Source organism: Mesorhizobium sp. Root695 (assembly GCF_001428185.1).
Lineage (GTDB): Bacteria > Pseudomonadota > Alphaproteobacteria > Rhizobiales > Rhizobiaceae > Mesorhizobium.
Genome location: NZ_LMHO01000012.1, coordinates 48,744 through 70,099, shown reverse-complemented (window position 1 = coordinate 70,099; position 21,356 = coordinate 48,744). Strand labels below are relative to the sequence as shown.

At 62.4% G+C, this 21,356-nt stretch carries 22 protein-coding genes; 5 read left to right on the top strand and 17 right to left on the bottom strand.

The window, feature by feature from the left end; genetic code table 11:
• Positions 1–3: 3 nt before the first annotated feature.
• The 11 genes from ASD99_RS13460 to ASD99_RS13415 form a co-directional block, all read right to left on the bottom strand.
• Complete coding sequence (locus ASD99_RS13460; RefSeq protein WP_056581365.1) at positions 4–1,257, bottom strand: sarcosine oxidase subunit beta family protein; 1,254 nt, start codon at positions 1,255–1,257, stop codon at positions 4–6.
• A 36-nt stretch (positions 1,258–1,293) separates the two neighbouring features.
• Positions 1,294–2,601: a type III glutamate--ammonia ligase gene (gene glnT, locus ASD99_RS13455; protein ID WP_057143934.1), complete on the bottom strand. Its 1,308-nt coding sequence runs from the start codon at positions 2,599–2,601 to the stop codon at positions 1,294–1,296.
• A 97-nt stretch (positions 2,602–2,698) separates the two neighbouring features.
• Positions 2,699–4,027, bottom strand: a complete 1,329-nt coding sequence (locus tag ASD99_RS13450; RefSeq protein ID WP_056581359.1) for an FMN-binding glutamate synthase family protein — start codon at positions 4,025–4,027, stop codon at positions 2,699–2,701.
• Between the two features lie 6 nt (positions 4,028–4,033).
• On the bottom strand, positions 4,034–4,759 hold the full coding sequence (locus ASD99_RS13445; RefSeq protein WP_057143933.1) for a GXGXG domain-containing protein: 726 nt from the start codon (positions 4,757–4,759) through the stop codon (positions 4,034–4,036).
• 4 nt (positions 4,760–4,763) lie between these two features.
• Positions 4,764–5,660, bottom strand: a complete 897-nt coding sequence (locus ASD99_RS13440; protein WP_057143932.1) for a class II glutamine amidotransferase — start codon at positions 5,658–5,660, stop codon at positions 4,764–4,766.
• Positions 5,661–5,745: 85 nt separating this feature from the next.
• The gene (locus ASD99_RS13435) at positions 5,746–6,069 is read right to left on the bottom strand and encodes a hypothetical protein (protein ID WP_056581350.1); all 324 of its coding nucleotides are present in this window, start codon (positions 6,067–6,069) and stop codon (positions 5,746–5,748) included.
• Entirely contained in the window at positions 6,066–6,755 is a 690-nt protein-coding gene (locus ASD99_RS13430; RefSeq protein WP_057143931.1) for a hypothetical protein, read from the bottom strand. Before ASD99_RS13430 ends, ASD99_RS13435 begins: the two co-directional genes overlap by 4 nt.
• A gap of 45 nt (positions 6,756–6,800) precedes the next feature.
• The gene (locus tag ASD99_RS13425; RefSeq protein WP_056581344.1) at positions 6,801–8,195 is read right to left on the bottom strand and encodes an APC family permease; all 1,395 of its coding nucleotides are present in this window, start codon (positions 8,193–8,195) and stop codon (positions 6,801–6,803) included.
• A 14-nt stretch (positions 8,196–8,209) separates the two neighbouring features.
• Positions 8,210–8,371 (bottom strand): hypothetical protein, encoded by a 162-nt coding sequence (locus ASD99_RS34080; protein WP_082525195.1) that lies wholly within the window; start codon positions 8,369–8,371, stop codon positions 8,210–8,212.
• A 14-nt stretch (positions 8,372–8,385) separates the two neighbouring features.
• A complete protein-coding gene (locus tag ASD99_RS13420) occupies positions 8,386–8,763 on the bottom strand; it encodes a hypothetical protein (protein WP_056581341.1) in 378 nt (125 codons plus the stop codon).
• Positions 8,764–8,775: 12 nt separating this feature from the next.
• A complete protein-coding gene (locus tag ASD99_RS13415) occupies positions 8,776–9,063 on the bottom strand; it encodes a hypothetical protein (RefSeq protein ID WP_056581339.1) in 288 nt (95 codons plus the stop codon).
• A gap of 287 nt (positions 9,064–9,350) precedes the next feature.
• Here ASD99_RS13415 and ASD99_RS13410 point away from each other — a divergent pair, with 287 nt between their 5' ends.
• From ASD99_RS13410 to ASD99_RS13395, 4 genes are read left to right on the top strand one after another with little or no spacing between them, the layout of a single operon-like run.
• The gene (locus tag ASD99_RS13410) at positions 9,351–10,484 is read left to right on the top strand and encodes an aminomethyltransferase family protein (RefSeq protein ID WP_057143930.1); all 1,134 of its coding nucleotides are present in this window, start codon (positions 9,351–9,353) and stop codon (positions 10,482–10,484) included.
• 41 nt (positions 10,485–10,525) lie between these two features.
• On the top strand, positions 10,526–11,122 hold the full coding sequence (locus ASD99_RS13405; RefSeq protein WP_056581333.1) for a dimethylamine monooxygenase subunit DmmA family protein: 597 nt from the start codon (positions 10,526–10,528) through the stop codon (positions 11,120–11,122).
• Positions 11,119–12,084 carry a PDR/VanB family oxidoreductase gene (locus ASD99_RS13400; RefSeq protein ID WP_056581330.1) on the top strand — a complete coding sequence of 322 codons (966 nt, stop codon included), beginning with the start codon at positions 11,119–11,121 and terminating at the stop codon, positions 12,082–12,084. Before ASD99_RS13405 ends, ASD99_RS13400 begins: the two co-directional genes overlap by 4 nt.
• A 9-nt stretch (positions 12,085–12,093) precedes the next feature.
• Positions 12,094–13,134 (top strand): heme-dependent oxidative N-demethylase family protein, encoded by a 1,041-nt coding sequence (locus ASD99_RS13395; RefSeq protein ID WP_056581326.1) that lies wholly within the window; start codon positions 12,094–12,096, stop codon positions 13,132–13,134.
• On the opposite strand, the gene ASD99_RS13390 is transcribed toward ASD99_RS13395, so the two are convergent.
• A complete protein-coding gene (locus ASD99_RS13390) occupies positions 13,131–13,850 on the bottom strand; it encodes a helix-turn-helix domain-containing protein (protein ID WP_056581322.1) in 720 nt (239 codons plus the stop codon). The two genes, ASD99_RS13395 and ASD99_RS13390, sit on opposite strands and share 4 nt — an antisense overlap.
• Positions 13,851–14,108: 258 nt before the next feature.
• Here ASD99_RS13390 and ASD99_RS13385 point away from each other — a divergent pair, with 258 nt between their 5' ends.
• Positions 14,109–15,467: an NAD(P)-binding domain-containing protein gene (locus ASD99_RS13385; protein WP_057143929.1), complete on the top strand. Its 1,359-nt coding sequence runs from the start codon at positions 14,109–14,111 to the stop codon at positions 15,465–15,467.
• A gap of 15 nt (positions 15,468–15,482) precedes the next feature.
• On the opposite strand, the gene ASD99_RS13380 is transcribed toward ASD99_RS13385, so the two are convergent.
• The 5 genes from ASD99_RS13380 to ASD99_RS13360 form a co-directional block, all read right to left on the bottom strand.
• Positions 15,483–15,860, bottom strand: a complete 378-nt coding sequence (locus tag ASD99_RS13380; RefSeq protein WP_057143928.1) for a GFA family protein — start codon at positions 15,858–15,860, stop codon at positions 15,483–15,485.
• Between the two features lie 31 nt (positions 15,861–15,891).
• The gene (locus tag ASD99_RS13375; RefSeq protein ID WP_057143927.1) at positions 15,892–17,874 is read right to left on the bottom strand and encodes an ABC transporter permease; all 1,983 of its coding nucleotides are present in this window, start codon (positions 17,872–17,874) and stop codon (positions 15,892–15,894) included.
• Complete coding sequence (locus ASD99_RS13370) at positions 17,871–18,956, bottom strand: quaternary amine ABC transporter ATP-binding protein (protein WP_057143926.1); 1,086 nt, start codon at positions 18,954–18,956, stop codon at positions 17,871–17,873. Before ASD99_RS13370 ends, ASD99_RS13375 begins: the two co-directional genes overlap by 4 nt.
• Before the next feature lie 76 nt (positions 18,957–19,032).
• Complete coding sequence (locus ASD99_RS13365) at positions 19,033–20,007, bottom strand: ABC transporter substrate-binding protein (RefSeq protein WP_057143925.1); 975 nt, start codon at positions 20,005–20,007, stop codon at positions 19,033–19,035.
• A 417-nt stretch (positions 20,008–20,424) separates the two neighbouring features.
• On the bottom strand, positions 20,425–21,189 hold the full coding sequence (locus tag ASD99_RS13360; protein WP_057143924.1) for an SDR family oxidoreductase: 765 nt from the start codon (positions 21,187–21,189) through the stop codon (positions 20,425–20,427).
• Between the last annotated feature and the right edge of the window lie 167 nt (positions 21,190–21,356).

The following is a 21,356-nucleotide window of genomic DNA, read 5'->3' as shown; positions in this document are numbered from 1 at the left end:
CCTTCAATGCAGGTTCGGTTGGGCGCCCTGGCCCTTTTCGTCGATCATCGCACCGCGCCGGAACCGATCGAGGCGGAACCGTGCAGCCTCTTCGTGCGGCACATCACGGGCCAGAAGGTGGGCAAAGACAAAGCCGGATCCTGGTGTCGCCTTGAAGCCGCCATAGCACCAGCCGGCGTTGATATAGAGCCCGTCAACCGGCGTCTTGTCGATGATCGGCGAGCCGTCCATCGACATGTCCATGATGCCGCCCCACTGGCGCAGAAGGCGCACGCGGCCGATCATCGGCATCAGCGCCATGCCGCCCTCGCAGACGTCCTCCATCACAGGCATGTTGCCGCGCTGGGCGTAGGAGTTGTAGCCGTCAATATCGCCGCCGAAGACCAGCCCGCCCTTGTCGGACTGGCTGACATAGAAATGGCCGGCGCCGAAGGTCATGACGCCAGGGATAAGCGGCTTGATCGCCTCGGAGACGAAGGCCTGCAGCACATGGCTTTCGATCGGCAGGCGCAGGCCGGCCATCGCCGCGACGCGCGACGAACTTCCGGCAACGGCCATGCCGACCTTGCCGGCGCCGATCTTGCCGCGCGATGTCTCGACGCCGGTCACCTTGCCTTTGGCGTCGCAGGTGAAACCGGTGACTTCGCAATTCTGAATGATGTCGACGCCGAGTGCGCTCGCCGCGTGCGCGTAACCCCAGACAACGGCGTCATGCCGCGCCGTGCCGCCGCGCCGCTGCAAGAGCCCGCCTTGCACGGGGAAGCGCGCATTGTCGAAGTTCAGGAACGGTATCATCTTCCTGACCGCGGCGAGGTCGAGCAGTTCGGCGTCAATGCCGTTGATGCGCATGGTGTTGCCGCGCCGCGCATAGGCGTCGCGCTGCGCGTCGGAGTGGTAGAGGTTGATGACGCCGCGCTGGCTGACCATCGTGTTGTAGTTGAGGTCCTGCTCCATCCGCTCCCACAGCTTCATCGACAGTTCGTAGAAGCCGGTATTGCCGGGAAGACCGTAATTGGAGCGGATGATGGTGGTGTTGCGGCCGGCATTGCCGGAGCCGATCCAGCCCTTTTCGAGCACGGCGACATTCTTGATGCCGTACTCGCTGGCCAGGAACCAGGCAGTGGCCAGCCCGTGGCCGCCACCGCCGATGATCACCACGTCGTAGCGGTCCTTCGGCGTGGCGTCGCGCCAGGTGCGTTGCCAGTTCTTGTGGCCGGACAAGGCGGCGCGGGCGAGCGAAAAGATCGAATATTTCATCAGTTCATTCCGAGGTCGCTCGCGTCGCGCTGGTGGTCAGATATCCAGCGTGTGGTCGCGCTCCCATTGCGTGAAGTGCGAAGCATAGGAATTCCATTCCTGGTGCTTCAGCTTTAGGTAGGCCGACGAGAATTCCTCACCCAGCGCCGCCTTGAGCGATTTGTCCTTGTCGAACTCGCGCAACGCGTCGAGCAGGTTGAGCGGCAGCCTCGGCGCGCCCTTCACCGTATGGCCGTGCTGGTACATGTCGATGTCGTAGCGCTTGCCGGGATCGGCCTTCGAGCGGATGCCGTCGAGGCCGGCCGCGATGATCACAGCCTGCAGGAGATACGGGTTCGCCGCACCATCCGGCAGGCGCAGCTCGAAGCGGCCGGGGCCGGGCACGCGCACCATGTGGGTGCGGTTGTTGCCGGTCCAGGTCACCGTGTTCGGCGCCCAGGTCGCGCCCGAGATGGTGCGCGGCGCGTTGATGCGCTTGTAGGAATTCACCGTCGGGTTGGTGATCGCGGCCAGCGCGGAGGCATGCTTCATGATGCCGCCGAGGAAATTCCTGCCCTTGGCCGAGAGACCGAGTTCCATCGAATTGTCGGCGAACACGTTGGTCTTGCCGGCTTTGTCCCAGACCGAGATATGGGCATGGCAGCCATTCCCGGTCAGGCCCTGGAAGGGTTTGGGCATGAAGGTCGCGCGCAGGCCATGCTTTTCCGCGATCGACTTGACCATGAACTTGAAGAACGAGTGCTTGTCGGCGGTCGCCAGCGCGTCGTCGAAGGCCCAGTTCATCTCGAACTGGCCGTTGGCGTCCTCGTGGTCGTTCTGGTAGGCGCCCCAGCCGAGCGCCAGCATGTGGTCGCAGATCTCGGCGATAACGTCGTAGCGGCGCATCACCGCTTGCTGGTCGTAGCAGGGTTTTGAGGCGGTGTCGTATTCGTCGGAAATCGTCTTGCCGTCGGGCGAGATCAGGAAGAACTCGGCCTCGACGCCGGTCTTGACATGCATGCCGTCACTGGCGGCCTCCGCGATCAGCCGCTTCAGCGTGTTGCGCGGTGCCTGGTCGACCTCCTTGTCGTCCATGATGCAGTTGGCGGCGACCCAGGCGACCTCCGGCTTCCACGGCAGCTGGATGACCGAATCCGGATCCGGTACCGCCAACATGTCTGGATGTGCGGGCGTCAGGTCCAGCCAGGTGGCGAAGCCGGCAAAGCCGGCACCGTCCTTCTGCATGTCGGCGATTGCCTGTGCCGGCACCAGCTTGGCACGCTGGCCACTGAACAGGTCAGTGTAGGAAATCATGAAATATTTGACGCCGTTCTCTTTGGCGAATGCGGCGAGATTGTTCCCCATTATAGTTCCTCGCTTATGGTATTTTGGAAGCTGTTGTGTCTCTTTGCTGGAGCATGATCTTTTCCGAAAACCGGATTCCACTTTTCGGGATCATGCTCTAGAAGCCGTTTTTCCCCGGTATCCAGTTGGTGCCGGCCAGCGGTACGCCGGCCATGGCGGCTGCCTCGATCGTCAGCGCGACGAGGTCCTCGGGTTCGAGATTGTGCAGGCTGTTCTTGCCGCAGGCGCGAGCGATCGTCTGCGCTTCCAGCGTCATCACTTTGAGGAAGTTCGCCAGCCGGCGTCCGGCGGCAATCGGGTCGAGCCGTTTCATCAATTCGGGGTCCTGCGTGGTGATGCCCGCGGGGTCGCGGCCCTCGTGCCAGTCGTCATAGGCGCCGGCCGTGGTGCCGAGCTCGTTGTATTCCGCCTCCCAGCGGGGATCGTTGTCGCCGAGCGCGACAAGGGCAGCCGTGCCGATCGAGACCGCGTCGACGCCCAGCGCCAGGGCCTTGGCGACGTCCGCGCCGTTGCGGATGCCGCCGGAGACGATCAGCTGCACCTTGCGGTGCATGCCGAGATCCTGCAGCGCCTGCACCGCCGGCCGGATGCAGGCAAGCGTCGGCTGGCCGACATTTTCGATGAACACTTCCTGGGTCGCGGCGGTGCCGCCCTGCATGCCGTCGACGACGACGACATCGGCGCCGGCCTTCACCGCAAGCGCGGTGTCGTAGTAGGGCCGGGCGCCGCCGACCTTGACGTAGATCGGCTTTTCCCAGTCGGTGATTTCGCGCAGTTCGAGGATCTTGATCTCGAGATCGTCGGGCCCAGTCCAGTCAGGGTGGCGCGATGCCGAGCGCTGGTCGATGCCTTTCGGCAGCGTGCGCATTTCGGCGACACGGTCGGAGATCTTCTGGCCAAGCAGCATGCCGCCGCCGCCGGGCTTGGCGCCCTGGCCGACGACGACTTCGATCGCATCGGCCCGGCGCAAATCGCGCGGGTTCATGCCATAGCGCGACGGCAGGTATTGATAGACCAGCTGCTTGGAATGGCCGCGCTCCTCCTCGGTCATGCCGCCGTCCCCCGTGGTGGTCGAGGTGCCGGCTAGCGTCGCGCCGCGTCCGAGTGCTTCCTTGGCAGGGCCGGACAACGATCCAAAGCTCATCCCGGCGATGGTGATCGGGATCTTCAGCTCGATCGGCTTCTTGGCGTGACGCGAGCCCAGCACGACGCTGGTGTCGCAGCGCTCGCGATAGCCTTCGAGCGGATAGCGCGAGATCGAGGCGCCGAGGAACAGAAGGTCGTCGAAATGGGGCAGTTTGCGCTTGGCGCCGCCGCCACGGATGTCATAGATGCCGGTCGCCGCGGCGCGGCGGATTTCGGAAAGCGTATAGTCGTCGAAGGTCGCGGATTTGCGCGGCGTCGTCGGCGGGTTCTTGTAGGTCATGCTGCCTCAATACGCGTCGGCGTTGTCGATATTGAAATTGTAGAGCGTGCGCGCCGAGCCGTAGCGCTTGAACTCCGACGGCTTGACGCCGGTGACGCCGGCGCGGTCGAGCAGGCCTTGCAGCAATTCCAGATGCTCGGGCCGCATCTCCTTGGCGATGCAGTCGGCACCCAGGCTGTCGACCTTGCCGCGCACGAACAGCCGCGCCTCGTAGATGGAATCGCCCAGCGCGTCGCCGGCATCGCCCAGCACCACCAGATTGCCCGATTGCGCCATGAAGGCCGACATGTGGCCGATATTGCCGTACACGACAATGTCGATGCCCTTCATCGAAATGCCGCAGCGCGACGAGGCGTTGCCTTCGATGACCAGCAGGCCGCCTTTGCCCGTGGCGCCGGCATATTGGCTGGCGTCGCCTTTGATGGTGATCGAGCCCGACATCATGTTCTCGCCGACGCCTGGGCCTGCCGAACCATGCACGGTGATGGTGCTGCCGGAATTCATGCCGCCGCAGTAATAGCCGACGCTGCCACGCACATCGATGGCAACAGGTTGGTCGACGCCGACGGCGACCGAATGACTGCCTTTCGGGTTCAGCACTTCCCATGCCGTTTCGTTCGAGCCGGGCGCCAGATTGTGCAGCGCCTGATTGAGCTCGCGCAGCGACTGGTGGTCGAGATCGAAGACCCGAGGGTCGTGCGCCGCCGTCCTTGAAAGCTTGGTTGCCGGCATGAACTCAATGCTCCCAGAAATAGACGGTTGCGGGCTCGGGTTCCCAGACCCTCGCATTGTCTATGCCGGGCAGTTTGGTCAGCGCGCGATATTCCGAGCCGAAGGCGACATACTGGTCGGTTTCGGCCATCACGGCGGGCTTGCAGGCGATCGGGTCGCGCACCACGCCGAAGCCGTTCTTGGTGCCGACGACGAAGGTGAAGAAGCCGTCGAGATCGGAGAGCGTGCCTTCCAGCGCCTCGCCGAGATTCTTGCCATGCGCCATCTGCGACGAGAGATAGGCGGCCGCGACCTCGGTGTCGTTCTCGGTCTCGAAGGTCATGCCTTCGCGGATCAGCTCGCGGCGGACATTGTTGTGGTTGGACAGCGAACCATTGTGCACCAGGCACTGGTCGGCGCCGGTCGAGAACGGATGCGCGCCCATCGTCGTGACCGCCGATTCCGTTGCCATGCGGGTGTGGCCGATGCCATGCGTGCCGGTCATCTTGCGGACATCGAAGCGATCGACGACCGCCTCGGGCAGGCCGACTTCCTTGTAGATTTCGACAACGTCGCCAGCGCCCATGATGCGGATGTCGGGGCGCAGCGCCTGGATGGCTTTGCGCGCCTCATCGATCTTGGCGGGCGTGGTCTTGACGACCGCATGGGTGGATTTCACCGCGATCGTCACCGGCGTGCCAATGGCCTTGGCGAGCTCCGCCTCGAGACCGCGGAAATCGCGGTCGGGCTTGGCTGACTGGATGGTGATCTTGGCCTCATTTTTGGACGGCGCGCCATAGATGGCAATGCCGGCGCTGTCCGGTCCACGATCGCTGAGCGAGATCAGCATCTGCGACAGCATCGCACCAAGCTGGGGTTCCAGCGACTTGTCCTTCAAAAACAATCCGACAATTCCACACATGTCAGCCTCCCGGCGTTTGTAGCTAAGAGATGATGTATCGAATGAGTCCCATAAATTCAATCAAATGAAAAAAATTTTCCTCTAGTTACGCGTGCGGCCCAATGCCGCTCTGCGCACTGTCGCCGTCTCGCCGGGCATTGTGAACCCATTTGGCGGTGCGAATGCGGGCGATCTTGTAAGCGTCGAGAATCGACAAGGCATAGATGAGGAAGCCGCCGGCGTGACGACCGACAAAGCTGGCGTCTGTCGGCGCGATCTTGGCTGTGACCCATGCCAGGATCACCATGAAGAAGAGGAACTGCAGGCCGCGCACCGGTACGCCCAGCATGACGTGCCCGCTTACCGGCAGCACGATTGCCGCGCCGAGAACCAGATAGGGGTTGGTGGGTGCAGGGATGGAACTGGTCATGCGGCCTGCCGTTCGCTTTTGTTGATGGCGTCGCGAAGCGCCGACACCGACACCAGCAGTCTCTCGATCAGCGCGGCATCGAGTGTGGCGTCGCCAAATTCGGCCTGCCGGAAAACGCCATAGCGCGCCCGATCGGCCTCGGCCAGCAGCCAGACGATACGTATACCCTTGGGCGTGATCAGCATTTCCTTGGCGCGCCCTTCAGCAAAGATCTCGATATGGCTGGCGATGAGGCCTTGTGGGAAGCGCGCCACCCTGCGGTCGGTGCGCAGCACCGCCTCGGCAGGAAATCCCGGAGCTTTGGGCAGCGTATGCTCTAGATGATCGAAATTGGAGAAGCTCGTCGGCGAGCCCGGCCGCATCATCATGTCGAACGTCGCTGGCACCGCGACCTCTTCGGTGATCGAAACACTGAGCCAGCGCGCCGGCAGTTTCCGCGTCGCCAGCGTATCGACGATGGTGCGCACCTGGACGCGTTGGCTGTTCCACGATCCTTCCCAGGTGATGACGCCGGCGGTGCCGTCCGAAACATTGGCAGCGTCGGCGATGACTGTGCGGATGCGGCCCTGCTCGACGGCGAGCGCCATCGAGGCCCTGCTGCGGCTGACACGCGCCTGCCAGGCAAGGTGAAGGACGAGAGCCAGGACAATGGCCCCGGCCAGCAGTGCTGATGTCACCTCGGACATTTTCTCACGCCAGGCCCGCCCGGGATCCGAACGGGCCTACTCCCATCAATAGCCCTGCGGCTTTGGCCACGGCATGGTGAATTGGTCGCCGCGCCGCACGAATTTGTAGCGATAGAAATGGAACCACAGGGAGATCAGGAAATAGAAGGCGACCATGGCGATCAGTTGCGAGCCGAAGCCGAGGAAGATGGCGAAGAAGGTCACCACACACAGGCTGAACAGCACGATGGCCGGGATCGGATGAAAGGGGTGCGTGTAGCCGCGCCGGATGGAGCCGAGCGGCCACTTCTTCCTGAACATGATGATGTTGATGCTCATGAAGGTGTATTGCAGCACGCCTGACAGGATCGAGAAGGTGATCGCCTGGTTGAGGTCGGCGATGAAGGCGAAGGCTAGCGCGATCGGCAGCAGGAACAGGATCGAACGATAGGGCGTGCGATATCTCGGATGCACAGCCGAGAACCATGTCGGCAGATAGCGGTCGCGACCGAGCGAGAACCAGGCACGCGCCGCATCGTTGATGCAGCCATTGGCCGACGCCAGTGCGGCAAGCAGCGTCGCGACGAACAGCAGGTTCTCGAGCAGCGGGCTGCCGGTAAGCTTGCCCGCGTCCCACAGCGGGTAATAGGTGATGCCAAGATATTCCCACGGCATCATCGAGGCGCAGACATACCAGGTCATGGCGGCGGCGATCAAAAGCGTGATCATGCCGGCCATGGTGCCGTAGGGCAGCGAACGGGCGGGCGAGCGCACTTCCTCGGCGGCCTGCGTGGTGCCCTCGATGCCGAGATAGTACCAGATGCCGAACTGGAAGGCGGCGATGACGCCTATCCAGCCATAGGGGAGCGCATTGCCGGGAGTGACCAGCTCGTTCAGCTTCAGCACCGCGCCTTGCGTCCACGGGCTGACCGAAAAGAACAGGATGACGATCGAGATATAGGCGATCGCGGTGATGACGAAGTTGACGTTGAGCGTCATCAGCACGCCGCGATAGTTCAGCCACGCCAGCACGACGATGGTGGCGGCGATGAAGGAATTGTGGGTGAGCCCTTCGACCCCCGCCTTGGCGACGATCGTATCGCCGAGCAGGATGGCGTCGGACACTTCGAGCATGGTGTAGGCAAAGACCAGGAACAGAGCGACGTTGAACGCCATCAGCGGCCCGACGATGTGCTTGGCCTGCGCATATTGGCCGCCTGCGGCGGCGACGGTCGATGTGACCTCGGAATCGATCATCGCGACCGAGGTGTAGAGCAATCCGACGACCCAGCAGACGATCAGTGCTGCCAGCGCACCACCCTTGTCGGCGGCAAAGTTCCAGCCGGTGAATTCGCCGACCAGAACGATGCCGACGCCGAGTGCCCAGACATGGGCGGGGCCAAGCACGCGCAGCAGTGAAACCCTGTCCCCGTGAATTGCCGGTTCAAGTGTGACCGTCATTGTTCAATCCCCACTCAGATCCGGTGTTTTTCGGAAGCGGCTTCAAGCTCGCCTTCGCGCGATGAGGTCAGCACCTCCTCGGAAAAGGTCGTGTCGACCTTGAACCAGTCATAGAGCATCCACAGGGCAAGCACGATCGAGATGCCCCAGCATGCATAGGAGAGTAGCGTCCACATGGTGCGTCCCTCGATTACTTGTCGTCGAATTTTTCGTTGATGACGTCGCGATATTCGCGGTCGGATGCGCGGAACAGGAAGACGAAATAGCCGATCAGCACCGCGGCCATGATGACCAGCGTCGGCCAGTCGATGACATAGTGGAAGCGGTTCTGGATGATGTCGTGCGCGGTCTCGGGCGTGTAGCCGAGCTTTTCCCAGATCGAGGCCATCGTCGGGTTCTGGCCGAGCGCTTCCCACGTCTTGGCGTCGAGCGCGTCGATGGATTTCGCCGCACCGGCAAGGCCCAGCTTGAGCGGCAGCCACAGCGCCACGAAAATGGCGACCACGACGACGGCGATGTCGAAAACCTGCCCGGCCTTGCTCTGCTCCGGTGGCGTGTAGCGGGACATCTCTTCTACCCCTCAGGACTTGCGGTTGCGGAACGCGTCGGCGTTCTTGATATCGAGCCCGTAGATGAACTCCTTGTCTTCCTTGTAGTGCTTGACCATCGCCAGGATCGCGGCCGTGTTGAAGATCAGCACTGCAGCGGCGGCGATCGCGACCACGGCCTTGATGCCGCCGTGCGGGATGTAGGGCCATGTCATCAGGAGGACGAAGAGGATCGTCGCCCACAGGCAAACGATCAGGAGCGCGGATCCGCGCACGTCGGAACGATACAGCGCTTCGATGCGCTGCTGCATGTCTGACATCGGCTTTCCCCTTTTTCCAACGCTCGACCCCGAATTGGCCGCCCGTTGCCCTCTTTCAAGAGAGTGAAATTTTTTTCATAAATTCAGTCCGAATTCCGCAATTGTCAAGCGCGATTTACGTTGGGTTAACTGTTTGCTTCGCGCGGCTGATTTTGCCTGACAATGAAATTAATTGCTTATGGGGATTGCGGCACCCGGAGGTTTGCGGTCAATATTCGGCCAAAGCTCCCGCCGCTGCGCAGGGGGCAGGGAACAGCTAAAGAATTTTCGAAACGGAGGACGAGCGGATGACGGCATCCTGGAGATTTTCGACCCTGGCGGATCGCCATCGCGCGCTCGGTTCGAAGCTCGAAGACTGGAGCGGCATGGGAACTGCCTGGACCTACGACAAGGATGCCGACGAGGAGTACATTGCCATCCGCACCAAGGCCGGCCTGATGGATGTCTCCGGCCTCAAGAAGGTCCACATCACCGGGCCGCATGCTTCACACCTGATCGACCTGGCGACGACGCGCGATGTCGAAAAGATCTACCCCGGCAAGTCGGCCTATGCCTGCATGCTGAATGAGGCGGGGAAATTCACCGACGATTGCATCCTCTACCGCACCGGCCCCAATGCATGGATGGTCGTGCATGGCTCCGGCACCGGCCATGAGGAGTTGCAGCGGGCAGCGATGGGGCGGGATGTCTCGGTGCGCTTCGACGACAATCTGCACGATTTGTCGCTGCAGGGTCCGACAGCGGTCGACTATCTCGCCCGGCACGTGCCGGGTATCCGCGACCTCAACTATTTCCACCACATGCAGACGCAGCTGTTCGGCTTGCCCGTCATGATCTCGCGCACCGGCTATACCGGCGAACGCGGCTACGAGATCTTCTGCCGCGGCCAGGATGCCGGCACGATCTGGGACAGGATTCTCGACGAGGGCAAGAGCGCCGGCATCATTCCATGCCGCTTCACCACGCTCGACATGCTGCGCGTCGAAAGCTACCTCTTGTTTTATCCCTACGACAATTCGCAGAAATACCCGTTCGACAATGAAGGCCCCGGCGACACGCTGTGGGAACTCGGCCTCGACTTCACCGTCAGCCCCGGCAAGACGGGGTTCCGGGGCGCCGAGGAGCATTACCGCCTGAAGGGCAAGGAGCGCTTCAAGATTTATGGCGTTCTGCTGGACGGCAAGGAGCCGGCCGATGAGGGCGCGCTGGTCTATCGCGACGGCAAGAAGGTGGGCGTGGTGACCTGCGCCATGTATTCGCCGCTGGTCAAGAAATCGATGGGCATCGCCCGGCTCGACGTCGATTGTGCGGTCAAGGACACCAAGCTCGAAATCCGCAACAAGAGCGGTGCCATCAAGGCCACCGCTCAGCCACTTCCCTTCGACGATCCCAAGAAGGCCAAGCGCACGGCGAAAGGTTGAGGCATAGTCAACGGCGAGGGGTTTGAGGCACGAAGACTTAAATGGCAGCCAAAAGTATCATCAGCCGGCCCGTTTACGGAACCTTGTCTCCGCAACCCGGCAAACAGCATCTTTTTATCGCGGATGCGGAAGGGGCGCTGGCGATAGCGGAGATGGCCGAGAGGGCGCCGCCCGGGTTTTTCGACGACGCCGAAATCGTCTTCATTCCCGGGCCTGACGGCAAACACATCGCCGCGCTCGAAGCGCTGAAACCGGCGCAGTTTCATCAGGCGCCGTCCTTCGCCAGCCTGCTGCCACGGCTCAGGCAGACACTCGCCAACGCGCATATGGGCGTGCGCCTCTATCTCTCGGGCACCGAGGGCCTGATCGGCCAAGCGATGCAGGTGGCGCTGGAAACCGGCATCGACCACACCTCGATACAGACCGAGCACCGCGGTTCGCTGGCGCGGCGCATGCAATGCGTCCACTGCAAGGGCATCACCGAGAACGTGACCACGCAGCCGGCGACCTGTGCGCATTGCGGCCTGCTGCTGCTGGTGCGCGATCACTATTCCAGGCGCATCGCGGCGTTCCAGGGCGTCTGCATCAATGCGGAAGATCGCTCAGAGATTCCTCCGATGGAGGAGATTTTTCGATGAGCACCGGAACAACAAAACTCGATGTCGTGGTCAGCGATGTCGTCCCGGTCAACGATCTGGTCACCCGCTTCCATTTCCGCCGGCGCGACGGCGAGCTTTTGCCGACCTTTTCCGGCGGTGCCCATGTCGTGGTCGAGATGCGCGATGGCGAGCGCACCCGGCTCAATCCCTATTCGCTGATGGGCTCGCCGCTCGACACGCGCGAATACACGATCTCCGTGCGGCGCGACGATGTCGGCCGTGGCGGCTCGCTGTTCATGCACCGGAGCGTCAAGCCCGGCATGGAGATGGTGGTCAGCTATCCGGTCAATCTGTTCTCGCTCGACCTGCGCGCCAGGAAGCATCTGATGCTGGCCGGCGGCATCGGCATCACGCCGTTCATGGCGCAGACCGCTCAGCTTGCGGCGGAAGGCGGCAATTTCGAACTGCACTACACCTGCCGCACCGCATCGCTCGGCACCTATGCCGATGTGCTGCGCGAACGCTACGATCGCCGGGTCAGGCTCTATCATGACGACCTTGACGAGCGCATCGAACTCGACCGGTTGCTGTCGACGCAGCCGCTCGGCACGCATCTCTATGTCTGCGGCCCGGCGGGGATGATCAACTGGGTGCGCGATCGCGCGGCAAGCCTTGGCTGGCCGGCGGAAACCGTGCATTTCGAGCATTTCGCGGCACCCCAGCCCGGACTGCCGTTCGATGTGACGCTCGCCGTCAGCGGCAAGACGATCCGCGTCGATGAGCAGCAGAGCCTGCTGGAAGCGATCGAGGCGGCCGGCGTCGATCCGCCCTATCTCTGCCGCGGCGGCGTCTGCGGCCAGTGCGAAACCAACGTCATCTCTTCGGACGGCAAGTTCATCCACAACGACCATTGGTTGAGCGAGGAAGAGCACCGTTCGGGCAAGAAGATCATGCCGTGCGTGTCGCGCTTCGAAGGCCAGTCGCTGGTCCTGGAGCGGTAGGAGAAAATCATGGGCATCACCTTTCGCAAGGAAACGTTCCGCGACGACTTCACCTTCAAGAACAGCCCGGAGCACATCAAGCGCTTCCCGTTTCCGTTCCACGAAGACGCCTACATGTATGCGGTCAACATCGAGCCGCATGTCGTCGGCCCGAAGGGCAGCGTGCTGGAAAACCTGATCGACGTCGACGAGCACTATGTCGCCGAGATGCAGGACCGCGCGCTGGTGCTGGCCGAGGATCCGCTGCGCTGCCAGTCGCTGCCGCACATGACGCTGGCCGGCTGGGACCTGCTCGAGCTTTTGATGGAGCAGCAGGCTTCAGGCTATCCCGAGCATTTCACGCTGACGCGCGACGGCGACCGCTGGCGCTGGATCAACCGGCCGCTAGGCATCGACGACACCTTCACCTTCGGCGACACCTCGACGCTGCCTTACGGGCCGATGGAATACATCACGCGGCAGAGCCAGGGCGATTTCTGCATCCTCGACCAGCGTGACGGCAATCTGTGGATGGATGCCGGCATGGTCACCACCCAGGCCGACTGGTCGCTCGATTTCGACATCGGCATGAACTTCTTCGAATGGCACGCGCCGGTACCACTGGCGCATGAAAAGGGGATTTTTGTCAGGGCGCTGAAATTCCTCACCAACATCCAGCAAGGCAAGCCGGCCCGGCGCCTGAACTGGACGATGACCATCAACCCGCGCCTCGACACCAGCCCGGAGAACTACCACAAATGGGGTCCGGACCGCACCACGGTGACGCCGGAGAATGTCGGCGACAAGGTGCATCTTCGCGTCGAACTGCAGAGCTTCTGGCGGCTGCCGCGCTCGAACGGCATCGTCTTTCCGATCCGCTGCTATCTGATCAAGATGGACGAACTGGTGACGCAGCCGAAATGGGCACGGCGCCTGCATCGCGTCATCCGCGACCTTCCAGACGAACTCGCCACCTACAAGGGGCTCACGCGCTATCGGCCGACGCTAGTCGAATGGCTGTCGAAGCTGGATGATGGCAGTCCGACGAGCCCGGGGTTCGGACCGGACTAACCCGCGCTGTTTTGCGGATAGCAGATGATCGAGAGATAGCGCATCGGCAGTCGCGTCAGTTGCTCCGGTCCGTGCGGTGCGTCGGCGTCGAAGAACAGGCTGTCGCCGGGCTTCATCGGGTAGAGGTTGCTGCCGTGCCGATAAACGACCTCGCCTTCGAGCATGTACAGGAACTCCATGCCCTCATGCTGGAAGGTCGGGAACACGTCGGAATCCTCGGTCAGCGTGATCAGGTAGGGTTCGACGACGACGCCGCTGGTGTTGGAGCCGATATGGCCGAGCAGGTTGTACTGGTGACCGGCGCGCGTGCCGCGGCGCTCGACATCGAGGCCTTCGCCCGCCTTGACGAAGACGGCGCTGCGCTCCTCCTCGAAGCGGCGGAAGAATGCGGTGACGGGAACGCCGAGTGCCCGCGACAGCGCCTGCAACGTAGTCAGGGAGGGCGAGGTGATACCGTTCTCGATCTTCGACAGCATGCCGAGCGAAATGTCGGTGGCGACGGCGAGATCGGCGACGGTGATGCCGAGCTTCTTGCGGAAGGCCCGCACCTCGCGGCCGATCGCGACCTCCAGCACCTTTTCGCGGGTGTCGCGAATGGCATGCGGGTTCTGCGTCAGCGGCGCGCGGATGGTTTTCCCGTCGGCCGAGACCTTTGGCAGCGGCTTGGCCTTTGCGGCCGTGGGACCAGCCTTGGAATCGGAAGTTTTCTTCGCCATGTCGCCCCCGGCACTCCTGCGGATTTATTTCACTCTAGGTGAACATGTCAGGTGCCGATACAGCAGCGCAACCGGGACGGCAAGTCGCCTGAAAGCGCATGCGCATGATACGGTGTTTCTCTGGGTTCGGTTTTGGCCGGAAATCCACCACGGCGGAACCTTGTTTCCGCACGGGGCTGTTGACAGCACGAAAGGGCCAATTACTGTCCCTGTGAGTGAAATTTGTTTCGTAAGAGCAATTCAGATCGGAGGCCTGCCATGAAAAGTCGCGTTGCCGTCATCGGAGCCGGACCGTCCGGCCTGGCACAGCTCAGGGCCTTCAAGTCGGCGGCCGACAAGGGCGCCGACATCCCCGAAATCGTGTGCTTCGAAAAGCAGTCGGATTGGGGCGGCCTGTGGAACTACACCTGGCGCACCGGCCTCGATGAGCACGGCGATCCGGTGCACGGCTCGATGTATCGCTACCTCTGGTCGAACGGACCGAAGGAATGCCTGGAATTCGCCGACTACACCTTCGAGGAGCATTTCGGCCGGCCGATCGGCTCCTATCCGCCGCGCGCCGTGCTGTGGGACTACATCAAGGGCCGCGTCGAAAAATCCGGCCTGCGCAAATGGGTGCGCTTCAACAGCCCGGTGCGCATGGTCACCTTCTCCGACGCGACGAAGAAATTCACTGTCACCGCCCATGACCGCACCAACGACGTCACCTATTCGGAAGAATTCGACAATGTCGTCGTCGCTTCCGGGCATTTCTCGGTGCCCAACGTGCCCTATTTCGAAGGTTTCTCGACCTTCAACGGCCGCATCCTGCACAGCCATGATTTCCGCGACGCGATGGAGTTCAAGGGCAAGGATATCCTGATCATCGGCCGCTCCTATTCGGCCGAGGACATCGGCTCGCAATGCTACAAGTACGGCGCTAAATCGATCACCTCCAGCTACCGCTCGAAGCCGATGGGCTTCAAATGGCCTGACAATTGGAAAGAGGTGCCGCTGCTGCAGAAGGTCGTCGGCAAGACCGCGCATTTCAAGGATGGCACCACCAAGGATGTCGACGCCATCATCCTGTGCACCGGGTATCTGCATTCCTTCCCTTTCCTCACCGACGACCTCAAGCTCAAGACCGCCAATCGCATGTGGCCGCTGGATCTCTATGAAGGCGTGGTGTGGGAGAAGAATCCGAAGCTGTTCTATATCGGCATGCAGGACCAGTTCTACACCTTCAACATGTTCGACGCGCAGGCCTGGTTCGCCCGTGACGTCATCATGGGCCGCATCAAGCTGCCCTCGGCCGAGGCGATGGCGGAACACGGCGCGAAGTGGCGCGCGCGCGAGGAGACGCTGGAAGACGCCGAGCAGATGATCTGGTTCCAGGGCGACTACACCAAGGAATTGATGGACCAGACCGACTATCCCGGCTTCGACGTCGAGGCGGTCAACCAGACCTTCATGGAGTGGGAACACCACAAGGGCGAAGACATTATGAGCTTCCGCGACCACGCCTACCGCTCGCTGATGACCGGCACCATGGCGCCGCTGCACCACACGCCTTGGCTGCAGGCGCTGGACGATTCGATGGAGAGCTATCTCGAGGTGAAGGGCGTCGCGGCGGAATGACGGATCGGCTTACCCTCAGGCCGGCGCCGCGACCCAGCCGTGACGACTCTTGCCGTAGACAGACTGTGTCGGCGCCGGGAATGACGGGTCGCCGAAGCAGCCGACGGCAACGGCCACCGCTGCGGGTCTCCGTGACGGATACCAGAAGACCGTCGAGCCGCACGTTCCGCAGAAATGGAAGGTGACGGGAAAGCCGCTGTCGGAATCGCGTTGGTATGACTGGAATGAGCCGCTGATCTCGGTCTCGGCGGCAGCAAAGAAGGCGGCGATCCCGAACGGACTGCCGGTCCGCCGCTGGCAGTCCAGGCAATGGCAAAGCGAGACCTTGGCCGGCTCTTGCGGGCAGTGGATCTGCAATTGACCACAGGTGCAGCGAGCTGTCCGGCTTGTCATCACTCTCTCCTTTGCAGAGTTCGGCAGAATCCTACCCCAGCCTTGCCCTGGCCTTCGCCGTCCAGGCGCTGAACAGCCGGTCGGCGACGATGCCGATGAAGGCGATGGCGAGACCGGCGACGATGCCACGGCCGGAATCGGCCTTGGACAGCGCGATGAACACTTCCTGACCGAGGTCGCGGGTGCCAACCATGGCGCAGATGATGATCATCGCCAGCGCCATCAGGATCGTCTGGTTGACGCCCAGCATGATCTCCGGCAGCGCCAGCGGCAATTGCACGCGAAAGAAGGTCTGGCGCGGCGTACAGCCCGAAACTTTGGCCGCCTCGATCAGCGCCGGCGACACCTGCCTGATGCCATGATTGGTGTAGCGGATGGCCGGCACCACCGCGAAGGCGACGGTGGCAATCATCGCGGTGACGTCGCCGACCCTAAACAGCATCACCACCGGAATGATGAAGCAGAAGGACGGCAGCACCTGCAGCGTATCGATGACCGGCGTGACGATCTTCTCGAAGCGGTCGCTGCGTGAGGCCATCAGGCCGATGGGGATGCCGATCAGGCACGCCATGAAAGCCGAGATGCCGCAGAGATAGACCGTCGCCATGGTTTTTTCCCACAGGCCGGTGACGGCGCAGAAGGCGGTCAGTGTGGCGACCAATACCGCCAGCCGCAGGCCGGAGAGCTGATAGCCGGCAAGGCCGAGCAGGAAGACGGCACCCAGCCACGGAAACCCTTCGCAGAAGGCGCGCAGCGGATTCAGCACGTTCAGGATGAGCGCCACGCGAAACGCCTCGATCGTGTCGAAGAAATTGACCGTCACCCAGTTCACCGCCGCTTTCCACAGCGACGCGGTGGTGAAGGTGATCGCTTTCGGCACCGCCGCGAAGGCCGGCACGAACAGGCCGAGCAGCGTTGTGACGACAAGGATGGCGATGGCCAGCGTCAGGTTGGGGTAGCGCCACCAGAATCTCGCTCTCATCTCCCGGTGGACATGGCCCTTTGCTTGTTTGTGCGCGATGGCCTGGCTCAACCGATCGAGCGCGATGGCCAGCGCCACGATGGCGAGACCGGCTTCCATCGCTTCGCCGACCTTCAGCGCGCGCAGGGCCAGAAGCACGTCGTAGCCGAGGCCGCCGGCGCCGATCATCGAGGCGATGATGACCATATTCAGCGCCAGCATGATGACCTGGTTGACGCCGATCATCAGTGTCGACCGCGCCGACGGTAGCAGCACCCGCCACAGTTTCTGCCGCGCCGTGCAGCCGGCCATTTCGCTGAAATCGTCGATCTCGGGCGGCACCCGCGACAGCCCCAGCATCGTCGCCCGCACCATCGGCGGCGTGGCGAAGATGGCCGTCGCGATCATCGCCGAAACCGGGCTGTTGCCGAACAGCAGCAGCATCGGGATAAGATAGGCGAAGGTCGGGATCGTCTGCATCAGGTCAAGGGCAGGGGAGACGATGAGCCTTTCCGCCCACGGCTTGCGCCACGCCCAGATGCCGGCGAACAGCCCGGTGACGATGCAGAACGGCACGGCGATTGAGATCAGCGCCAGCGTCAGCATGGCACTGGTCCATTGGCCGAACAGGGCGATGTAGAGGAAGCAGCCACCGACCAGCAGGCTGAGTTTTCTGCCGCCAACGGCATGTCCGGCGAGGAAAGCGGCAGCGCAGACGCCAACCCAGGACAGGCGCGGCAGGACATAGGCATCAGTGCCGTGACCGATCTTGAAATTCTTGGCCAGCAGATTGAGCGCGAAATCGAGGGGAACGCCGAGCACCGCGGTGATCGAGCGGGTCAGCCACGACAGGTTCGACTTGATCCAGCGCATCAGCGCACTGACCCAGTCGGCGATCGGCACGACGGCGCTGGCCGGATAGTTGACCGCCCAGGGCAGGCGGTCCTGCAACAGGAACACGACAAGCACGGCGGCAAGCGCGAACGCCCAGATCAGCAGCCAGATCTGAATCGGCCGCGACCTTGCCTCGCTGGCGCTTGCCGTCACCGTCATGCGCCGGCCCTTGAGCGATCGATGCCGGCCAGCAGATCGATCACCGCTTGCGGCGTCACCTCGCCGATCGGTTTGCCGGTGCCGTTGACCACCGCGAACGGCTTGTTGGCGGCAACGATACCGGCTGAGAAGCTGGCGATCTTGGCACCTGGCGCCACCGTGCCGCCGTGCTCCGAGCCGTCGCAGGCGCGCATCAGGCTGCGCGCCGAAATCACCTTGGCGCGGTCGACGTCGCGGGTGAACTCGGCCACGTAGTCGGTCGCCGGATTGACCACCAGCTCCTCCGACGTGCCGATCTGGATGACCTCGCCGTCCTTCATGATGGCGATGCGGTCGGCCAGCCGGATGGCCTCGTCGAAATCATGAGTGATGAAGACGATGGTTTTGTGCAGCATGGATTGCAGCCGCATCAGCTCGTCCTGCATCTCGCGGCGGATCAGCGGGTCGAGCGCCGAGAACGGCTCGTCGAGGAACCAGATTTCCGGTTTGGTCGCCAGGCTGCGTGCGATGCCGACACGTTGCTGCTGGCCGCCGGAAAGCTCGCGCGGATAGAAATGCTCGCGACCGCTTAAGCCGACAAGCTCGATCACCTCGCGCGCCCGTGCCTCGCGTGTCGGCCGATCCTGCCCCTGGATGCTGAGCGGGAAGGCGATGTTCTCCAGCACATTGAGATGCGGCAAGAGCGCAAAATTCTGGAAGACCATGCCCATGCGGTGTCGGCGCAATTCGATGAGTGCTGCATCCGAGATTTTCAGCAGGTCATTGCCCTCGAACTCGACCTTGCCATGGGTCGGCTCGACCAGCCGCGACATGCAGCGCACCAGCGTCGACTTGCCGGAGCCCGACAGGCCCATGATGATGAAGATCTCGCCCTGGCGGATTTCGAGATCGACGGCGCGCACCGCACCTACCAGCCCGGCAGCGGTGACGTCGGCCATGCTGGCCTTGCCGTCGCGTTCACGGATGAAACTGGCCGCGTTCGATCCGAACAGCTTCCAGACATTGCGGCAGGCAAGTTTTATCGGACGGACATCTTTTGGCGCGCCCGCTCCGTTCAACCCCTGTTCAGTCTTCACCGTCATTCAAACGTCCTTCTGGAACATCAACAGTGAGGCCCGGCTGATCATGCAGCCGGGTCTCATTTTCCAGTTGGAACAATCACTGCGCCCAGGCTTTCCAGTCGGCCTCGTGGGCGGCGATCCAGGCAGCGGCGACGTCTTCCGGCGTCTTGCCGTCCAGGTCGATCTCGCCGCTCATCTTGTTGAGCTCGTCTGTGTCGATCGTGTAGGCCTTCGCCACCTTGTAGGCGACAGGCCATTTGTCTTTCATGCCGGACCAGGAGTATTTCCAGATCTCGCCATGCGGCTTGCCGCAGTCATATTTGGCGTCTGGGTTCACGCCCCATTTCGGGTCGTTGTAGCACTCGGGTGTGTATTCGGGGAATTCGACCCACTCGCCCTTGTATTTGGCCGGCGCCCAATGCGGCGAATAGATCCACAGCATGATCGGCGCCTTGCGCTGATAGGCAGAATCCAGCTCGGCGAACATCGCCGCGTCGGTGCCGGCATGGATGACGGTGAAGGGCAGTTTCAGCGCCTCGACACGCTCGTCGTCAAAGCCTTCCCAGGTCACCGGACCTCCAAGATAGCGACCCTTCGGTGCGGTCTCCGCCGTCGAGAAGGCTTCGGCGCATTTCGGATCCTTGAGCGCTTCCCAGTTGGGCAGGCCCGGGCATTTCTCTTTCATGTATTCGGGAAACCACCATTCTTCCTTGGCCTTGGGTCCGAGCTTGCCCAGCCGTTCGGTCTGGCCGGTGGCATCGGAGGCCTTCATGGCTTCGCCGGCGGTCGTGTCCCAGAACTCCAGGCCGATATCGAGGTCGCCATTGGTGAGGCCGGTGGTCAGGCTGGAGAGGTAGTCGGCGGTGGGATACTCGACGGTGTAGCCGAGCTTTTCCAGGATGCCGCCGAGGATCTTGGCGTTCAGATTGACGCTGGTCCAGTCGAACAGCGCGATCTTGATCGGATCGTTGGACTCCGGTGCGGCGGCTTGGGCGGAAGGTGTCAGTGCACTCGCCGCGGCGACTGCGAAGGCTCCCATTGTTAGGTTCGAAATCACACTGCGAAGTGACATGCTTGTTCTCCTTCAAGCTGTGAAAATTATCGTTCGTTCCCTTCTTGCGGCTTTTCTTGATTGTGTTGGAAAGACTGGTCTTTGCGCAAGGCCGTCGGCGCCAAATTGTTGCCCCGGCTTTGGCCAGCGCAGGCAAGATGGTGCTCAATTCTAGTGATGATGGAACAGGATTGGAGTGTCCGCGTCATGGCTGCCGACGGATCGCTGCGGGAGCGGTCATCTGCGGATCGATTGCCAGTCTTGCGGCGCCCTGCAAGGTGCGAGCCATCAAGGTTCCATGTTCTCGGCTGTCGACCGGCAAGCCCCAACTCGCCAAGGCCGTTTCATAGGATGAAATTATATATACCAAGGTTCATGTCGTGCAACGACTAACGCCTCACGGGACATATAAATTCACACTGCAGGCGAAGTCGAACCCTACCAACAGACGTAGCCGCCATCGACAATCAGGTCGAGGCCGGTGACGAAACTCGCTGCGCGGCTGGCCAGGAACACCGTCGGCCCGACCATTTCCTCCGGCGCCGCCATCCGCCCCATCGGCGTGTCGCGCTTGAAGATCTTCACCTCTTCCGCCACCTCCGGCCGCTTGTTCATCGGCGTCAGCGTGTAGCCTGGGCTGACGACGTTGACGCGCAAGCCGCGATCGGCCCACTCCATGGCGAGGCTCTTCGACATGTGGATGACGGCGGCCTTCGAAGAGTTGTAGTGCGCCTGCGTCAGGCCTCTGTTGACGATGGTGCCCGACATCGATGCGATGTTGATGATCGAGCCCTTGCCTCGCGCCAGCATCTTGCGCGCTTCGGCCTGACAGGACAGGAAGACACCGGCGACATTGACCTCGTGCACCTTCCGCCATGTCTCCAGCGGCATCGTTTCGGTGGGTTCAGAGCCGGCAATGCCGGCATTGTTGACTGCGACGGTCAGCGCACCGAGTTCCGCCTCGACGCGATCGATCGCCGCCGCGAGATCGCTCTGCGACGTCACCGTTCCGGTTAGCACCAGCGCCTTGCGGCCGAGCGCCGTGATCCGGTGCGCGGTTTCGTCCAGCCCACCCTTCGACGCATGGCCGAAACAGGCGACGTCGGCGCCTGCCTCGGCCAGTCCGATCGCGATTGCCTGGCCGATGCCGCTGCCGGCGCCGGTGACCAGCGCGACATCGCCGTCCAGCTTGAAAAGATCCATCGATAGCCCTCCCTGCCTCTGGGAGGGTATGCGCTGAACCGTGCTTCGATCAAGCGCCCGCGCGCAAGCGGCGTCGACGCTCAGAAATAACCGCTCGACGCGGCCGTGGCTTCCTTGCGGATTTCGACGCCGTCGACCAGGATCTTGTCGACCAGTTCGTGGTGGAC

What these genes read in the sequence shown, in the direction of transcription:
- ASD99_RS13460 (WP_056581365.1), bottom strand. Translation starts at nt 1,257, where the DNA reads ATGAAATATTCGATCTTTTCGCTCGCCCGCGCCGCCTTGTCCGGCCAC.
- glnT (WP_057143934.1), bottom strand. Translation starts at nt 2,601, where the DNA reads ATGGGGAACAATCTCGCCGCATTCGCCAAAGAGAACGGCGTCAAATAT.
- ASD99_RS13450 (WP_056581359.1), bottom strand. Translation starts at nt 4,027, where the DNA reads ATGACCTACAAGAACCCGCCGACGACGCCGCGCAAATCCGCGACCTTC.
- ASD99_RS13445 (WP_057143933.1), bottom strand. Translation starts at nt 4,759, where the DNA reads ATGCCGGCAACCAAGCTTTCAAGGACGGCGGCGCACGACCCTCGGGTC.
- ASD99_RS13440 (WP_057143932.1), bottom strand. Translation starts at nt 5,660, where the DNA reads ATGTGTGGAATTGTCGGATTGTTTTTGAAGGACAAGTCGCTGGAACCC.
- ASD99_RS13435 (WP_056581350.1), bottom strand. Translation starts at nt 6,069, where the DNA reads ATGACCAGTTCCATCCCTGCACCCACCAACCCCTATCTGGTTCTCGGC.
- ASD99_RS13430 (WP_057143931.1), bottom strand. Translation starts at nt 6,755, where the DNA reads ATGTCCGAGGTGACATCAGCACTGCTGGCCGGGGCCATTGTCCTGGCT.
- ASD99_RS13425 (WP_056581344.1), bottom strand. Translation starts at nt 8,195, where the DNA reads ATGACGGTCACACTTGAACCGGCAATTCACGGGGACAGGGTTTCACTG.
- ASD99_RS34080 (WP_082525195.1), bottom strand. Translation starts at nt 8,371, where the DNA reads ATGTGGACGCTACTCTCCTATGCATGCTGGGGCATCTCGATCGTGCTT.
- ASD99_RS13420 (WP_056581341.1), bottom strand. Translation starts at nt 8,763, where the DNA reads ATGTCCCGCTACACGCCACCGGAGCAGAGCAAGGCCGGGCAGGTTTTC.
- ASD99_RS13415 (WP_056581339.1), bottom strand. Translation starts at nt 9,063, where the DNA reads ATGTCAGACATGCAGCAGCGCATCGAAGCGCTGTATCGTTCCGACGTG.
- ASD99_RS13410 (WP_057143930.1), top strand. Translation starts at nt 9,351, where the DNA reads ATGACGGCATCCTGGAGATTTTCGACCCTGGCGGATCGCCATCGCGCG.
- ASD99_RS13405 (WP_056581333.1), top strand. Translation starts at nt 10,526, where the DNA reads ATGGCAGCCAAAAGTATCATCAGCCGGCCCGTTTACGGAACCTTGTCT.
- ASD99_RS13400 (WP_056581330.1), top strand. Translation starts at nt 11,119, where the DNA reads ATGAGCACCGGAACAACAAAACTCGATGTCGTGGTCAGCGATGTCGTC.
- ASD99_RS13395 (WP_056581326.1), top strand. Translation starts at nt 12,094, where the DNA reads ATGGGCATCACCTTTCGCAAGGAAACGTTCCGCGACGACTTCACCTTC.
- ASD99_RS13390 (WP_056581322.1), bottom strand. Translation starts at nt 13,850, where the DNA reads ATGGCGAAGAAAACTTCCGATTCCAAGGCTGGTCCCACGGCCGCAAAG.
- ASD99_RS13385 (WP_057143929.1), top strand. Translation starts at nt 14,109, where the DNA reads ATGAAAAGTCGCGTTGCCGTCATCGGAGCCGGACCGTCCGGCCTGGCA.
- ASD99_RS13380 (WP_057143928.1), bottom strand. Translation starts at nt 15,860, where the DNA reads ATGACAAGCCGGACAGCTCGCTGCACCTGTGGTCAATTGCAGATCCAC.
- ASD99_RS13375 (WP_057143927.1), bottom strand. Translation starts at nt 17,874, where the DNA reads ATGACGGTGACGGCAAGCGCCAGCGAGGCAAGGTCGCGGCCGATTCAG.
- ASD99_RS13370 (WP_057143926.1), bottom strand. Translation starts at nt 18,956, where the DNA reads ATGACGGTGAAGACTGAACAGGGGTTGAACGGAGCGGGCGCGCCAAAA.
- ASD99_RS13365 (WP_057143925.1), bottom strand. Translation starts at nt 20,007, where the DNA reads ATGTCACTTCGCAGTGTGATTTCGAACCTAACAATGGGAGCCTTCGCA.
- ASD99_RS13360 (WP_057143924.1), bottom strand. Translation starts at nt 21,189, where the DNA reads ATGGATCTTTTCAAGCTGGACGGCGATGTCGCGCTGGTCACCGGCGCC.